This window comes from Simplicispira suum (assembly GCF_003008595.1).
Taxonomy (GTDB): Bacteria; Pseudomonadota; Gammaproteobacteria; order Burkholderiales; family Burkholderiaceae_C; genus Simplicispira; species Simplicispira suum.
Window position 1 is genome coordinate 1207147 of sequence record NZ_CP027669.1, and the last position, 15428, is coordinate 1222574.

The following is a 15428-nucleotide window of genomic DNA, read 5'->3' on the forward strand; positions in this document are numbered from 1 at the left end:
CCTTATGCCGTTGCAGCGTGGAAATGGGCGGGTGCAAGCAAGCCCAGGTCGTGGAGCGCGCTGCGCACTGCTTGCTCGAAGGGCGTGTGCGGCTCTTCGCCGATCAGCGCGCACAAACGGGTGTTGTCCAGGCGGTGCGGCGTGCTCCACAGGTAGCGCATGTCGGCCAGGGCGGCGAAAGTGGGCATCACCAGTCCCGCCAAGCGCAGCAGCGGCCAGGGCAGCGGGTCCACGCGCAAAGATGGCGCCTCTGCCACCCAACCCTGCTCGACTGCGACGGTGGCGAGTACCTGTATCCACTGCTGGGCAGTCACCTGCTGGCCGGCAAAGTGCAGGGTGTCGAAGGCCGCGAGCCGATGGCGCTCCTCGGCTGCCCGCACCAAGGCGCGGGCGAGGTCAGGCAGGTAAGCCCAAGGGTGGCTGACGCCAAGGGGGCCGGGCCAGCGAATGCGGCCCTGGGTCAGGTTCTTGGCGATCACGAGATCCAGCCAACTGCCCCCACCACTTCCAAAGAAGTCGCCCGCGCGCAGCACGATCGCGCGTATCCCACCCTCCTGCGTCGCAGTTTGCAGGCGCTGCTCAAGTTGGATGCGCATGCGGCCTTTGAAATCCTGCGCAGTTTGCGCGGTGTCTTCGCGCAATACCGGGGGCATGGAGCGGCCGTAGTTGTACACATTGCCGGGCAGCACCAAGGTAGCACCCAGAGCGCGGCTGACGTCGATGGCGGCGTCCATGAGTACCGGGGCATGCCTGCGCCAGGCCCTGTGCGTGTAGGCCGGGTTCATGGCGTGCACCACCACCTGCGCGCCGTGCGAGAGAGCGGCCAGGGCCGGCGTATCCTCAACCTGGGCAGGCATCCACTGCACACCCGCCATGGCGGGGCCGGTGGCGCCGGGGCGCACCTGGGCACGCACCTGCCAGCCCGCTTGGGCAAAGGCCCGTGTGGCCGCCAGGCCCAGGCGCCCGCGGGCACCCAGAATGAGAACAGTGGAGGCAGACGAGGGTTGCACGATAAAGCTCCTGGGTATGGAAAAAAGAAGGAATGGAGCGATTGTGAAAATGTGCCGGGAATTACACAATTGGCTATCTGTCCATAGCAGCAATGCATATATGAATACCATTCCCACCCATGAGACAAGGCTTTGACTGGCGCCTCATCCCCTCTTTTCTGGCGGCGCTGGACCACGGCAGCCTGCTGGGAGCGGCGCGCGCGCTGCACGCCAGCCAGCCCACCATCGGCCGCCACATCGCCGAACTCGAAGCGCAGTTGGGACTGGTGCTGTTTGAGCGCACCGGCCGGGGCCTGGTGCCCACGTCCACCGCTCTGCGCCTCGCCGAATCAGCGCGCGCCATGGAGGCCGGCGCAGACCAGCTGGCGCGCAGCGTCTCAGGGTCGCAGGCGGGCGTGAGCGGTACGGTGCGCATCAGCGCCAGCCAGCCCGTGGCCTGCATGCTGCTGCCGCCTCTTCTCGCCCGCATGCGGCTCGAACTCCCCGAAATTCAGGTGGAGCTGGTGGCCAGCAATGCCGTGACCAATCTGCTTCGCCGCGAAGCCGACATTGCGCTGCGCATGGTGCGGCCCGACCAGGCCAGCCTGGTAGCCAAGCGCATCGGCAAGGTCAGCCTGGGCACCTACGCCCACCGCGACTACCTGCGCCGCCGCGGCACACCGCGCCAGCCAGCAGATCTGCTGCAGCACGATGTATTGGGCAACGACCTCGATGTCGACATTGCGCGCGGGTTTGCCGACATGGGCTTTGCGGTGGAGCGCGAGCAATTCGCGCTGCGCACCGACGACCTCATCGCCTACTGGCAACTGGTGCGCAGCGGTCTGGGCATCGGCTTCCTGGCCGACTATATGGCGCGCACCGACCCGAACCTGGTGGCGCTGCTGCCCATGCTCAAGCTGCCCGAGCTGCCAATCTGGCTCACGGTGCACCGCGAGATACGCAGCAGCCAGCGCATCCGGGCGGTCTACGATTTTCTGGCCGAAGCGGTGCCTGAGGCGCTTTAGGTAAACAATTTCTTGGTCTTGCTGTGTCCTTCACAAGCGAGTCCAGGCCTGCGCTAGCATGGCCAAGATTTACCCCGAACACAAAGGCCCTGCCCATGTCGCCCCGCCCGTGTCATTCCACTTCCCGTTTCGCCGCGCTGTGCACGGCCATGCTGCTGGCCTGCGTGGCGTCGGGCGTGCAGGCCCAGGCACCGGACCCCGCCGCCTCGCGCATCGACAAAGTCACGCTCTACCAGGGCAGCGCCACCGTGGAGCGCACGCTGCGTGTGCCGGCCGGCGCGCGCGAGGCGCAATTCGCGTGCCTGCCCGCCGCGCTCGACGCGCAAAGCCTGCAGGTGAGCGGTGACGCCGGCCTGCGCATCGGCGAGCTGCGCGTGCAAACCACCGAGCGTGCCTTGGCCAGCACTTGCGCCAGCCCGCTGGAGGCCAAAATCCGCAGCCTGCAGGACGAGTTGGCCAACGTGGCTGCTGCCGCCAGTGCGCTCAAGCTCGTTGACCGCTACCTGCAGACAGTGGCCGGCGGCACAGCGGCCGAGGGCAGCAAAGCCGTCCCCGCTGGCGCGACGCAAATCCAGGCCACGGCCGACGCCCTGCGCCGCAGCGCCGAAGATGGACAGAAACGCGCACACCAGCTGCAGCGCGACAAGGAAGCGCTGGAGCTGCGCCTCAAGCCCCTGCTGGCAGAGCGCGAACGCACAGCGGGCCAGCGCTCGCGCGTGGTCAGCGTGCAGGTGCAGCTGGCGAGCGAGCGCGAAGCCACCCTGCGTCTGGTCTACCAGGTGCGCGGCCCGAACTGGCAAAGCAGCTACCGCGCCACGCTGGACGTTGACACGTCCAAACTCCGCCTGGAGCGCCAGGCCATCGTGGCCCAGGCCAGTGGCGAGGACTGGAGCGGCGTGCAACTGCGCCTCTCCACTGGCGCGCCGGCGCGCAGCACCCAGGGTCGCTTGCCGCCACCATGGACACTGGATCTCGTCCCGCCCGCACCGCCGCCGTCTCCCGCTCCGGTGATGTCCCTGTCCAAGGGCGCAGCCGCCCCGAGTGCAGCCAGGGAGGCCAACCTGGCCGAGGCCCCGCTGCCCGATTTCGAGGTGCAGACCGACGAGGGCGCCTACGCCACCGAATTTGCCGTGCCGGGCCGCACCAGCGTGCCCAGCAGCGGCGAGCGCGTGACATTGGCGCTGGGCGCAGTCGATGCCCAGGTGCGCTTGCTCACCCGCACCGCCCCCGCCATGGAGCAAGCCGCCTACCTGGTGGCCGAGCTGGCCCGCCCCAGCGGCGTGTGGCCGGCGGGGCCGGTCGCCCTGCTGCAGGGCACGCGCTTTGTCGGCAACGGTCGGCTAGATTTCGCCGCTGCGTCGGCCGACACAGCCACCACCGAACTCGCCTTTGGCCGCGACGACCAGGTCACGGTGCGCACGGATCCGGTGCAGGAGAAGCGCGACACAGCCGGCCTCACGGGTTCGCGCACCGAGCGCACGGTGCAAAGCCGCTACCGCGTGGACAACCGCCACGCGGGCGCCATTGAGCTGCAGGTGCTGCACGCGGCGCCGGTGTCACGCGACGAGAAAATCGAGGTCAGCTCGCGCTACACGCCGCAGCCAGCCAGCCTCGCCTTCGCCAACAAGCCCGGCACCGTGCTGTGGCAGCAAAGCCTGGCGGCCGGCGCAAGCGCAACTTTTGCTGCCGAACATGTACTGAGCTACCCCAAAGACGCGCCGCTGCGCGAACACCGATGAGCCCCGTCCCGCTACCAACGGTGGTCGAGGTGCAGCAGACGCCACCACCGCCCTCCCCGCGCCGCCCCAGCGCCCGTTTTCTGCTGGCGCACCCGGCGCACTTCATCGCGCTGGGCTTTGGCTCGGGCCTCTCGCCCTGGGCACCCGGCACCGTGGGCACGCTGTGGGCGTGGGTGTCCTGGCTGGTGCTGCAACACTGGTTCAGCGTGGCCGAGCTGGGCCTCTTGATTGCTGCCGGCACGCTGGTGGGCTGGTGGGCCTGCGCCGTGGCGGCGCACAACCTGGGCGTGGCCGACCCTGGCTGCATCGTCTGGGACGAGGTGCTGGCCTTCTGGCTCATCCTCTGGTTGGCCATGCCCATGGGGCTGCTCGGCCAAGCTCTCGCCTTTGCGCTGTTTCGGTACTTTGACGCTGCCAAGCTCGGCCCCGTGGGCTGGGCCGACAAACAGTTCAAGGGTTTTGGCGCGCGCGGCGCCTTTGGAATCCTGTTCGATGACTTCGTCGCCGCGTTTTGCACGCTGCTGGTGATTGCGCTCTGGAGATTTTGATGAGTCTGGAATCACTCATGAATCAGGAGCTGCAAGCGCTTTCCCCGTCTGCGCTAGAGGCTGATTTGGCTCATATTTCTTCTGCCCTGCTCGCACGCGGCGAAATGCTCGCTACCGCAGAGAGCTGCACCGGCGGGCTGATTGCTGCAGCCTGCACCGCACTCGCCGGCTCCAGCCAGTGGTTCGAGCGCGGCTTCGTCAGCTATTCCAACGCCGCCAAGAGCGAGCTTCTGGGCGTGGACCCGGCACTGATCGCGCAGCACGGCGCGGTCAGCGAGCCCGTGGTGCGCGCCATGGCCGAAGGCGCGCTGGCGCATTCGGCCGCGCAGGCCAGCCTGGCGGTCACCGGCATCGCCGGCCCCACGGGCGGCAGTGCCGACAAGCCCGTGGGCATGGTGTGGTTCGGGTGGTGCGTGGCCGGCCGAACGCACAGCGAGGTCCAGCGCTTTGCCGGGGACCGCGCAGCGGTGCGCGCTGCCACGGTGGCCCATGCGGTAGCGCAGCTGAAGACGCTGCTGCTGTGAAAATATGGGGGAAATTGGCCTCTATCGCTTATCCATCGGTCGGTAGCAGCTATTGTTTCAGGAGCAATCAGGCGCCGTGGCACTTTTTGAACTTCTTGCCGCTGCCGCACCAGCAGGGATCGTTGCGCCCCGGCTCGGGCGCCTTGCGCACCGTCTCCACACGCGGGCCCAGGCTCTTCCAAAGCTGGCGCAGGTCGTACACCGCCCAGATGGCTTCGCCAAACAGCTCCACGCGGGTTTCGCTGACCGAAGGCGCGCCGTCTTCGGAATACATGTTGATGCTGGCCTGCGCAGTGTCGTCCTCGGTCAACGCGACGATGGAGTCGAGTGCATCGTCGAGCCACTGTGCGTGCTCGCGCTCGCGCGGCGGCGCCCAGTCCTCGGGCCAGTTTTCCACCGCGAACATGAAACCCAGCGCCCAGACCTGCGCAAACGAGGGGATTTCTTCGTCGTCCAGCGGCGGGCGATCCGCTTCGGGCAGCGCCAGCAGCGCGCCGCGCACGTCCATCACCTCGGGCTCCAGGGTGCGCGGGTCGTCGAGCGCTTCCACCGGCGTATCGAGCGCCAGCGTCACTTCGTCCCAGCGGCGCTGCCAGAGCGCCAGGAAACGCGCTTGCTGCTCCGCGTCGGCAAACATCGGCAGCAGCGGCAGGGCGTCGCCCTCGGGCAGGTCAATGTTTTCTCCATCGCCCAGCAGCATGGACAGGTATTCGGCTTGGGGAATGGCGCGGCGGCTGCAGACCAGGGCGGTCAGAAAACCATCGCAGAACTCCCATTGCGGGGTTTCGTCCAGGCGCGTGCGCAGTTCGTCCAGCAGGTCGTCGAGCGCCTCCAGGTCTTCGGGCGCGAGCGCAGGCGTCCGGTGGGCGCTGGGTTCGGGGGTGGCTTCGGTCATGGCATATCCGTTCTGCGGGCAAAGGCTTCTATGATCCCCGGCTGCCGCGCCTGCCAAGGGCAGAGGGCGCGCTGGGCGTGGCGGCCAGTGTAGCGCCGGCTTTTTCGCTCGTTCCATGACCGACTACCCCGAATTTCTGCGCGCCCAGGCCGCGAACCAGACACGCAGCATCGCCAGCTACCATCCTGAAGGCGAGCAGTTGTGGCTCAAGAAAGCCGGCGCGCGCAACAGCATGGGGCGCTACCGGGCCATGGGCGCGCTCGCGCGATTGCTGCGCCTGCCGCTGCTCACGCCGGTGCCCAACCTGGGCGGCGAACAGGCCATTGCCACCGAGGCGCGGCGGCTGCGCGAACTCGCCGGGCTGGGCGTGCATGTTCCCGCCTTGCTGGCGGTACAAACCGACGCGCTGCTGCTGCGCCATCTGGGCGTGCCGGGCCAGCCCACGCCCTCACTGGCCAATGAAATGCGCGACGCCGTGCCGGCAGGCGCGCACGCCGTGCTGACGCTGTGGCAACAGGGCCTGTCTGCCATCGGCGAGGTGCACCGGGGCGGCAGTTATCTGAGCCAGGCGTTTGCGCGCAACCTGGTGCGCTGCGCCGACGACCATGTGGGTTTCATCGATTTCGAGGACGACCCCGGATCGGTGCTCCCACTGGGCTTGTGCCATGCACGCGATGCGCTGTGCTTCGCCCATTCCAGCGCGCTGGCGTTGCACGAGGCCGGCGCCCTCACAACGGCGCGCCCGCTCTGGACCGCCTGGGTGGAACAGGGGAGCCCCGAGATGCAGGCCGCGCTGGCAGCCAGCGTCCGGCGCCTGTCGGCACTGCGCCATTTGCCTACCAGCCGCCGCCTGGGCCGCGACCTGCAGCGCGCACGCACAGCGTGGGATCTGCTGGCCCCCTGAGGATGAGCGCCTGCGGCACACTGTGGCGTTGTGAAACCCTGCCCTGAGGAGACCCCATGCAGCTGACCGCCGCCGTCGCGCAAACCGCCACCGTCATGTTCGACACCGCCGCCACCGTTGCGCGCGCCGAAAGCCTGATGCACGAAGCCGCGCAGCGCGGCGCGCAGGTGCTGGTGTTTCCCGAAGCCTTCCTGGGTGGCTACCCCAAGGGGGCAGACTTTCACATCTACATCGGCGGCCGCACGCTCCAGGGACGCGAGGATTTCAAGAAATACTTCGACGCTGCCGTGACACTGGACGGCCCGGAGCTCGCCCGCCTCGCCAAGACCGCCGGACGCGAAAAGCTCTTTGTCTGCATCGGCATCATCGAGCGCGATGGTGGCACCTTGTACTGCACCGCCGTCTACCTGGGTCCGGACGGCCAGGGCGAAGGCCGGGTGCTAGGCCACCACCGCAAGCTGATGCCGACCGCACTCGAGCGCCTGGTCTGGGGCTATGGCGACGGCTCGACACTCAATGCCATCGAGACGCCCTACGGCAAGCTCGGCGCAGTGATTTGCTGGGAGAACTACATGCCGGCCATGCGCATGGCCATGTACCAGCAGCGCGTGGCCCTGTACTGCGCCCCCACGGCAGACGACCGCGACAGCTGGATTGCCAGCATGCAGCACATCGCCATGGAAGGCCGCTGCTTTGTGCTCTCCAGCTGCCAGCACCTGCGCCGAAAAGACTTCCCCATGGACGCCATGCACAACCGCCTGCCCGAAGCCCAGGACACACTCCTGATGCGCGGCGGAAGCTGCATCGTCGGCCCGCTGGGCCAGGTGCTTGCGGGGCCGGTGTACGGCGAGGATGTGCTGTTGACCGCAGAGATCGACACCGGCGACATCGCCCGCGCGCAGATGGACTTTGACCCCGTGGGCCACTACGCACGGCCCGACGTGTTCCAGCTGGCGGTGAACACCGCGCCGCAGCGCGCAGTGCATCTGGCGCCCGGGGCCAGCACCTCGGCGGACTGCCCATGAAGGTTTCCGAAGCCATTGCAAAGCGGATGTCGGTGCGCGCCTTCACCCAGGAAGTGCCGCCTGCCACCACGGTGCGCAGCATCCTCGAAGCCGCAGCGCGGGCCCCCTCGGGCGGCAACCTGCAGCCCTGGCAGGTGCATGCACTGACGGGGGCGCCACTGGCTGAGTTGCTGGCCTGTGTTGCGGCCAGTCCGCCGCAGCCCGAACCCGAGTACGCCGTTTACCCGCCGAGCTTGTGGGAACCCTACCGCACGCGCCGCTTTGAGAACGGCGAGCAGCTCTACAGCACCTTGGAAATTGCGCGCGAAGACAAAGCCGCGCGCCTGCGCCAGATGGCAAAAAACGCGCAGTTCTTTGGCGCCCCCGTGGGTATTTTTTTGAGCATCGACCGGCGCATGGGGCCGCCGCAATGGGCAGATCTGGGCTGCTACCTGCAAAACGTGCTGCTGCTGGCGGTGGAGGCCGGCCTCGCCACCTGCCCACAGGAATACTGGGCGTTTTGCTCCGAACCGGTGAAGGCGTTTTTGCGCCTGAGCCCGGAGCAACTCCTGTTTGCCGGGATTGCGCTGGGCTATGCGGACAATGACGCGCCCATTAACCAGATGCGTGCGGAGCGCGCACCCTTCGACGAGGTTGTGCAGATGCGGGGGTTTGAGAAATGCTGGTAACCGCCCAACGAAATGCATCCCTCCACCCTACCCTGCCAGCCCGCGCGTAGGCATCAGCCCGTCTAGACGCCCGCAAGTCCGACATTACTGCCGTTGTGCCCTTGACGTCCCTACCGATGCATTCTTCTACCACCTATTCTTTATCGCATCCAAAGTATCGCGCGGATATTGACGGACTACGGGCAATTGCTGTGCTGTCGGTGGTTGTCTTTCACGCCGCACCGAACTGGATGCAGGGTGGATTCATCGGAGTCGATATCTTTTTTGTGATTTCGGGCTTCTTGATTTCGACCATCATTTTCAACAGCCTGAAAGCACAATCCTTCAGCTTGCTGGAGTTCTACGCCCGCCGCGTCAAACGCATTTTTCCCGCGCTGTTCATCGTGCTTGCGGCCTGCTATGCGGTGGGCTGGTATGTCTTGTTCGCCGACGAGTTTGCCCACCTTGGAATGCATACCAGCGCAGGCGCCTTTTTCGTCTCCAACCTTGCGCTGTGGAGCGAAACAGGACCTCTCGACAAACCCGCCTCAGCCAAACCGTTGTTTCATTTGTGGAGCCTCGGAATTGAAGAGCAGTTCTATATCGTGTGGCCCGCGCTGCTGGTACTTGCCTGGAAAGGAAGATACAACCTGTTGACGCTGACCTTGGTGTTTGCCACCGCGTCCCTGGCATGGAATCTGCAAGCAAGCGTCAAGCAGCCCGCCACCACCTTCTTTTCACCACAGACCCGATTTTGGGAGCTTCTATGTGGCGGTCTCCTGGCTTGGGCTTCCCTTCATCAGCACCCCGCTGTCGCAGGACTCCAAAGCAAGCTCGACCGAGGCATTCACCGCACGCTGTACCGCAGCGAGCCCATGGGAGACGGTCTTGCATTGGCCAACGCCCTCGCTCTGGTGGGCGCTGCGCTGCTGGCATTCGGTTTTCTGAAAATCGAACCAGCGCTCGGCTATCCCGGCAAATGGGCCATCGTCCCTGTTCTGGGTGCCGTGCTGATCATTTCGGCCGGCCCTCAGGCCTGGTTCAATCGGGTCGTGCTCTCCAATCGCTGGGCAGTCTGGTTTGGTTTGATCAGCTTTCCGCTGTATTTATGGCACTCGCCGCTGCTGTCATACGCGCACATCATGGAAGGAGGGAACCCGCGCGCAGACATCCGCCTCGGCGCGGTGGCGCTGTCCATTGTGCTGGCGTGGCTCACGTATCGGCTTGTCGAGCGGCGCGTGCGCTTTGCCAAGCATCGGCTGGTGGTCCCGGTGCTGTGCGCGCTCATGGGCGCCATCGGTGCTTTGGGTTGGTACACCAGCAGCCAAAACGGCTTTGCATTCAGGCTGAATTCAAAAGTGGACCTCGCACTGCTGAGCCAGACCATCGAGCCATCAAACACGCGGCTGTCCGATGGATCCTGCGAAAAATTTCTTGATTTCTCAATAGGACCTGGCGCGGTCTGCCTTGCGAACACCTCTGCTCCAGAAGTGCTGTTCGTGGGAGACAGCCACGCCATGTCCCTGAACAGCGCTGCTGTGTTAGGCAAGGTGTCGATCCAGTCCATGCTGATCGGAAACCACGGCTGCCCGCCACTCATGAACCACTCCGTGATGGATGGCAAGGTGAACAAAGGCTGCAATGCCCTGCCGGAGGAGGCGCTGAAGGTGCTCGCGCGGTTCCCGACCATCCAAACAGTAGTCCTTGAATCGCGAGGCCCGATGTACTTCTCCGGGTCTGGCTACGGGATAGAAGGCCCGAACAACTACTCGATTTTTGCGTTGGATGGATCTGCCGCCACGCAAGCGCAAATGTTTCAACAGGGTTATTCGCAGTTCGTGAAGGCGCTGTTGTTGCGACAGAAGAAGGTCGTTTTTGTGATCGGCTCCCCAGAACTGGGAGAGGAGCCCAGAGGTTGCATCGTCACGCGCCCCGTGTCTCTCTTGAACAAAACCCTCTCCAGCTGCAGCCAGGACAAATCCAAAGTCGATGAAAGGCAGGCGGTGTACCGCAACCTGGTGGAGAACATCCAGGCAGACAACCCGGGGCTCCAGGTGTACGACCCTATTGACCTCTTCTGCGACGATGCGCAGTGCTACGGCTTGCGCAACGGAAAACTACTCTATTGGGACGATGATCACATTTCCACCTGGGCCAGCGAACTGGTTTTGAATGACATGCGCAAGCAAAAGCTCCTGCCATAAAAGCTCTTTATGCAAAGCTCCGCCTGAGACGCAATAGCGCAGCGCTCAGGCGCGCGCTTCCATAGCGCGGCCAAGCTCGACCCCGAGCGGCTGCAAGCGCTTGCGCAACTGCAGCACCGCCCGGTCCTTGCTCAGCAAGATTGCGCCACGCGCCACGGCCAAGTCGATAAAAGGCTGATCATCGGTGTCCTTGCAAACCGCGCTGGCGCGCGGCCCAGGTGCCACGGTCTGCACAGCGGCGTCAAATCGCGCCAGCACACTCTCGGGCGTGAAGCCGTAGAACGCGACGCGCGATGCAATCTGCGCATAGCCAAGCACGCGTGCCAGTTCGCTGCGCATGCCGGCCGTCGCTATCCAGTGCAGCGCGCCCGAAGCCAACAAGCCGGGCAGCGGTGCGGTTGCAGGATCGGCAAACACCAGCAAGTCGAGCACGATGTTGGTGTCCAGCACCAGCGCGCGGCGGCTGCCTGCTGCTGGCAGCCCGACCGTCATCTCATGTGCCATCGGCCGGAGCGGGAGCAAGCGCATCGACGGACCGGCTGCGCAGGCTGCCGCGAATCAGGTCAAAGCGAAACAGCCGGCATTCGATGGGGCCGTTCCACATCGGGACACGGCGCGACTCCTTCAGACGCATCTTGCCGGGGAGCTTCAAGTCGGGCGTGAGCATCCAGGCCTGCCAGCCGGTGTAGTTTTTCTTCCAGTGGCTGGCAAGCTGCTGGAAGAATTCGCTGCCGTCTCCCCCAGCCCCCTCCGCGCCCGGTACTTCTGCCGCTTCCCGGCCCACCGCCGCGCCCTGCGCGCGCTGCTGGGCGCGCTCGCGCGCGTTCTGGCCCGCGCTGCCTGCGGCGGCGATGCGCTCACCATACGGCGGGTTGAGCAGCATGATCCCCGGCTCCTCGCAGGGCGGCATGCGCTGCAGGGCGTCGCCGCCGCGCAGTTGCAGCGCGCCCGCGACGCCAGCGCGCTGGGCGTTGTGCTCGGCAAAATCGACCATGCGGTGTGAAATATCACTGCCAAATATGCCCGTAGCGCAGGCAGTAATTGCGCTATTAGCTTCTTCTTTGATAGCACCCCAGACATGCGCCTGAAACGGCAGCAATTTTTCAAAGGCAAAGCGCCGTTGCAGGCCCGGCGCGATGCGGCAGGCCATTTGGGCGGCTTCGATCAGCACCGTGCCGCTGCCGCAGCAGGGGTCGTAGAGCGGCAGGGGCGCCTCGCCGTGCGGATCCCAGCCGGTGGCGGCGATCATGGCGGCGGCGAGCGTCTCTTTGAGCGGGGCGTCGCCTTTGGCCCCGCCGTCGCGCACGTTGCGCCAGCCGCGCTTGAACAGCGGCTCGCCGGAGGTGTCGATGTAGACCGTGGCTTCGTCGGTGGTCAGGTGCAGGTGCACGCGCACGTCGGGCCACTGCGTGTCCACGTCGGGGCGCACGCCAGCCTTGGCACGAAAGCGGTCCGCCACGGCGTCCTTGGTGCGCAGCGCGGCAAAGTTCAGGCTGGTCAGCGGGCTGTGCTGGGCCGTGACCTCCACCTTGAAGCTCTGGCGCGGCGTGAACCAGATTTCCCATGCAATGCTGGACGCCAGGGCGTAAATATCGTTCTCGTTGCGGTACAAACCCTGGGCCAGCTGCACCAGCACGCGCTGCGCCAGACGGCTTTTCAGGTTGAGCAAGAGCGCATCGCGCCAAGAAGCCTTGAGCAGCACGCCGCCGCGTCCCACCAGCAGATCGTTGCCGGTGAGCCCAGTGATCTGGTGCACCTCGTCGGCCAGAAAACCCTCGACGCCGGCGGCGCAGGGCAAGAAAAGTTGTAGCTGATTCATAGTGTCTTGCGCAGCGTGGTGATGGGTATCTTCAGCGCTTCGCGGTACTTGGCCACGGTGCGGCGCGCGCATTCAATGCCTTGCTCTTTGAGCATGTCGGCGATCTGGTTGTCCGACAAGGGCTTGGCCGGGTTCTCGGCGGCGACAAACTGCTTGATGAGCGCCCGCACCGCCGTGCTCGACGCATTGCCCCCAGTGTCCGTCCCCAGGCCCGAGCCAAAGAAGAACTTGAGTTCGTAGGTACCCTGGGGTGTCGCCATGTACTTGGCGGTGGTGACGCGGGAGATGGTCGATTCGTGCAGGCCCAGCTCGTCGGCAATGTCGCGCAGCACCAGCGGGCGCATGGCGAGTTCGCCGTGCACAAAGAAGTTTTTCTGCCGCTCGACAATCGCCTTGGAGACGCGCAGGATGGTGTCAAAGCGCTGCTGAATGTTCTTGATGAACCAGCGCGCTTCCTGCAGGCGCTGCTGCAGTGCCTGGTGGCCGTCGCTGCCGCGGTGGCCGCGCAGGGCGCCTGCGTAGATGTCGTGCACGCGCAGGCGCGGCATCACATCGGGGTTGAGCTGAACGACGAACTGTGCCGAGCCCGTGCCCACGCGGCGCACCAGGACGTCGGGCACGATGGCGTTGCGCTCCACATTGGAAAAGCGCCGCCCAGGCCGGGGTTCGAGCTGCGCAATCAAGGCCATGGCTGCGCGCGTGGCTTCTTCGCTGGCACCGCAAAGCGGCGCCAGACGCCGCAGATCGCGCCGTGCCAACAGGTCGAGTGGCTGCTGGCAGATGCACAGCGCCGTGGCCACCAGAACTGCATCGTGCACGCCGTCCGCCTGCAGTTCGCGCAGCTGCAGGCTCAGGCATTCGCCCAGATGGCGCGCGCCCACGCCCGTGGGCTCCAGGCTCTGCAACAAACGCAGCGCCACGGTAAAGCGGTGCACCAGTTCTTCGGCTTCCTCGGCGTCCCCCTGCGCCAAGCCTGCGGCCAACGCCTCGATGGGATCTTCCAGGTAGCCGTTGTCGCTGAGCGACTCGATCAGGAAGGAGAGCGCCGCGCGGTCGATGTCCCCGAGCCGCAGCGCCAGCGCCTGGCGGTGCAGGAAGTCGGTGAGCGAGCCGTGCTCATGGGCGCGGTCGAGCGCATCGCCCGTGCCTTCGCCGGAATCGCTGGACACTCGCGCGGGGGCGTCGCCGCCCCACTCGGCGTCGTCCGGCGCCATCTCGTGCGTTCCGTCACCGGACCAATCCAGCAGGTCGTCGGCCGGGGAATCTGAGTCATTTTGGCTCTCAGCGCTTGCTGTGCTTGTGTTATCAGCTCCTGAATACGTAGCAAACTCCATGCTTGTGTCTGTGCTCTCTGCCGGGATATCGGCCTGCGCCAGGCCAAATTCTTCCCGTGGCGCCTCTTCGTTTTCGCGTTCCAGAAACGGGTTTTCGTCCAGCATCTGCTCGACTTCCTGGGCGATTTCCAGCGTCGAGAGCTGCAGCAAACGGATGGATTGCTGCAGCTGCGGCGTCAAGGCCAGGTGCTGCGAGACGCGCAGCGACAGACCCGGCTTCATGCGACCCAACCACCACCGCGCGCAGGCAAAGAAAGGAATGCGCCCATCACGCTACATCCGGAAGTGCTCGCCCAGGTACACCCGGCGCACTTCCGCGTTGTCGACGATTTCTGTCGGTGTGCCCTCGGCCAGCACCTCGCCTTCGCTGATGATGAAAGCGTGATCGCAGATGCCCAGCGTCTCGCGCACGTTGTGGTCGGTGATCAATACGCCGATGCCGCGCGCCTTCAGAAAACCGATGATGCGCTGGATCTCGATCACGGCGATCGGGTCGATGCCGGCAAAAGGCTCGTCAAGCAGGATAAAACGCGGCTGCGTCGCCAGCGCCCGGGCAATCTCGACGCGCCGCCGTTCACCCCCCGAGAGCGAGAGCGCCGACGAGTCGCGCAGGTGCTCCACACGCAGCTCCTGCAAAAGCGAGGTGAGACGCTCCTCAATCACTTCCTTGGACAGGGGCTTGCCATCTTCGCCATGCTGCAGCTCCAGCACGGCGCGCACATTTTGCTGCACCGTGAGTTTGCGGAAGATCGATGCCTCCTGCGGCAGATAAGACATGCCAAGCCGCGAGCGCCGGTGAATCGGCATGTCACCCACCGAGCGGCCATCAATGAAGATGTCGCCTGCGTCGCTGCGCACCAGGCCAACGATCATGTAGAACGAGGTGGTCTTGCCGGCACCATTGGGGCCGAGCAAGCCCACCACTTCGCCTTTGCGCACGTTCAGCGAAACGTCCTTGACCACCTTGCGCCCACCGTAGGCCTTGGCCAGGTGGCGCACTTCCAGCAAGCTCGATTCATTGATCGACTCGCTGGTCGGTTCGCTGGCCATTGCGCTGACCATTTCCTCCGGCGCGTTCACCGGCGCGCGCCTTCCAGCCGATCGCTGGGCTTGAGTTCCGGAGTCGGGCCAGGCGCAGGCACAGCCGGTGTGGCGGGCGTCGCATCGCGCGGGGCCAGTATGGCGCGCACACGTCCGCCCGAACCGCCGGCGTCGCCCGGTGACTTGCCGGTATTGCGGCCATCCACGGTGAAGACATCGGTCAGGTTGTTGTAGACGATGACATCGCCGGTGATCTCGTCGCTCAAATCACCTGCACGAAAGCGCCTCAATTCGGCGCGCGTGATGAAGCGCACGGTGTCGGCCTTGCCGCTGTATTCAATGGTTTCGCCTTCGCCTTCGATGAACTCCTCGGGCGCGCCCGCAGCGGTATCGCGCTTTTGGCGGAAAAAGGCGCGTTTTCCACCACCGCCCGTCACCACGACCGACTGGTAGCCGTCGGCGTCCTGGCGCACCTCCAGGCGCGCGCCGCGCAGCACGATGCTGCCCTTGGTCACCACGACGCGGCCCGTAAACACGCTGGTCTGCTGCAGCTCGTCGTGCTTGAGCTGGTCAGCCTCGATGTTCATGGGCTGGTTGCGATCGGATTTTTCCGCGAGAGCGGGCGGCGCAGTCAGCGCGCAAAGTGCCGCAGCCAGTGCCCAGGGGAGCACAGCAGCGCGGGCACGCCGCACGGGGTTCGAATTGGAAAACGAGGAGATGGGGAGCATGCGAAG

At 65.5% G+C, this 15428-nt stretch carries 15 protein-coding genes; 8 read left to right on the plus strand and 7 right to left on the minus strand.

What is annotated here, in order from left to right:
• Positions 1 to 2: 2 nt before the first annotated feature.
• Complete coding sequence (locus tag C6571_RS05680) at positions 3 to 1010, minus strand: NAD-dependent epimerase/dehydratase family protein (protein WP_245901421.1); 1008 nt, start codon at positions 1008 to 1010, stop codon at positions 3 to 5.
• A 119-nt stretch (positions 1011 to 1129) separates the two neighbouring features.
• Between C6571_RS05680 and C6571_RS05685 the strand changes: the two genes are divergently transcribed.
• The 4 genes from C6571_RS05685 (at position 1130) to C6571_RS05700 (ending at position 4825) form a co-directional block, all read left to right on the plus strand.
• Positions 1130 to 2014, plus strand: coding sequence for a LysR family transcriptional regulator (locus C6571_RS05685; RefSeq protein WP_106445834.1), 885 nt, complete (start codon positions 1130 to 1132; stop codon positions 2012 to 2014).
• Between the two features lie 95 nt (positions 2015 to 2109).
• Positions 2110 to 3753, plus strand: coding sequence for a DUF4139 domain-containing protein (locus tag C6571_RS05690; RefSeq protein ID WP_245901423.1), 1644 nt, complete (start codon positions 2110 to 2112; stop codon positions 3751 to 3753).
• Positions 3750 to 4301, plus strand: coding sequence for a phosphatidylglycerophosphatase A family protein (locus tag C6571_RS05695; RefSeq protein ID WP_106445836.1), 552 nt, complete (start codon positions 3750 to 3752; stop codon positions 4299 to 4301). The genes C6571_RS05690 and C6571_RS05695 overlap by 4 nt, the downstream gene beginning before the upstream one ends.
• Positions 4301 to 4825, plus strand: a complete 525-nt coding sequence (locus C6571_RS05700; protein WP_106445837.1) for a CinA family protein — start codon at positions 4301 to 4303, stop codon at positions 4823 to 4825. The genes C6571_RS05695 and C6571_RS05700 overlap by 1 nt, the downstream gene beginning before the upstream one ends.
• Before the next feature lie 67 nt (positions 4826 to 4892).
• On the opposite strand, the gene C6571_RS05705 is transcribed toward C6571_RS05700, so the two are convergent.
• The gene (locus C6571_RS05705; protein ID WP_106445838.1) at positions 4893 to 5720 is read right to left on the minus strand and encodes a UPF0149 family protein; all 828 of its coding nucleotides are present in this window, start codon (positions 5718 to 5720) and stop codon (positions 4893 to 4895) included.
• A 115-nt stretch (positions 5721 to 5835) separates the two neighbouring features.
• On the opposite strand from C6571_RS05705, the gene C6571_RS05710 reads away from it, so the two are divergent.
• From C6571_RS05710 to C6571_RS05725, 4 genes are all read left to right on the plus strand, one after another.
• Entirely contained in the window at positions 5836 to 6624 is a 789-nt protein-coding gene (locus C6571_RS05710) for a BUD32 family EKC/KEOPS complex subunit (RefSeq protein WP_106445839.1), read from the plus strand.
• A 56-nt stretch (positions 6625 to 6680) separates the two neighbouring features.
• The gene (locus tag C6571_RS05715) at positions 6681 to 7649 is read left to right on the plus strand and encodes a carbon-nitrogen hydrolase family protein (RefSeq protein WP_106445840.1); all 969 of its coding nucleotides are present in this window, start codon (positions 6681 to 6683) and stop codon (positions 7647 to 7649) included.
• Positions 7646 to 8317: a nitroreductase gene (locus C6571_RS05720; protein ID WP_106445841.1), complete on the plus strand. Its 672-nt coding sequence runs from the start codon at positions 7646 to 7648 to the stop codon at positions 8315 to 8317. The genes C6571_RS05715 and C6571_RS05720 overlap by 4 nt, the downstream gene beginning before the upstream one ends.
• Positions 8318 to 8433: 116 nt before the next feature.
• Complete coding sequence (locus tag C6571_RS05725) at positions 8434 to 10500, plus strand: acyltransferase family protein (RefSeq protein WP_106445842.1); 2067 nt, start codon at positions 8434 to 8436, stop codon at positions 10498 to 10500.
• Between the two features lie 45 nt (positions 10501 to 10545).
• Here C6571_RS05725 and C6571_RS05730 read toward each other — a convergent pair whose 3' ends face one another.
• From C6571_RS05730 to lptA, 5 genes are read right to left on the minus strand one after another with little or no spacing between them, the layout of a single operon-like run.
• Complete coding sequence (locus C6571_RS05730) at positions 10546 to 10992, minus strand: PIN domain-containing protein (protein WP_106445843.1); 447 nt, start codon at positions 10990 to 10992, stop codon at positions 10546 to 10548.
• A 1-nt stretch (position 10993) separates the two neighbouring features.
• Entirely contained in the window at positions 10994 to 12319 is a 1326-nt protein-coding gene (locus C6571_RS05735) for a THUMP domain-containing class I SAM-dependent RNA methyltransferase (protein ID WP_106445844.1), read from the minus strand.
• A complete protein-coding gene (locus C6571_RS05740) occupies positions 12316 to 13875 on the minus strand; it encodes an RNA polymerase factor sigma-54 (protein WP_106445845.1) in 1560 nt (519 codons plus the stop codon). The genes C6571_RS05735 and C6571_RS05740 overlap by 4 nt, the downstream gene beginning before the upstream one ends.
• A 51-nt stretch (positions 13876 to 13926) precedes the next feature.
• Positions 13927 to 14715: an LPS export ABC transporter ATP-binding protein gene (lptB, locus tag C6571_RS05745; RefSeq protein ID WP_420542625.1), complete on the minus strand. Its 789-nt coding sequence runs from the start codon at positions 14713 to 14715 to the stop codon at positions 13927 to 13929.
• 14 nt (positions 14716 to 14729) lie between these two features.
• Positions 14730 to 15422, minus strand: a complete 693-nt coding sequence (gene lptA / locus C6571_RS05750; protein WP_106445846.1) for a lipopolysaccharide transport periplasmic protein LptA — start codon at positions 15420 to 15422, stop codon at positions 14730 to 14732.
• Positions 15423 to 15428 lie beyond the last annotated feature (6 nt).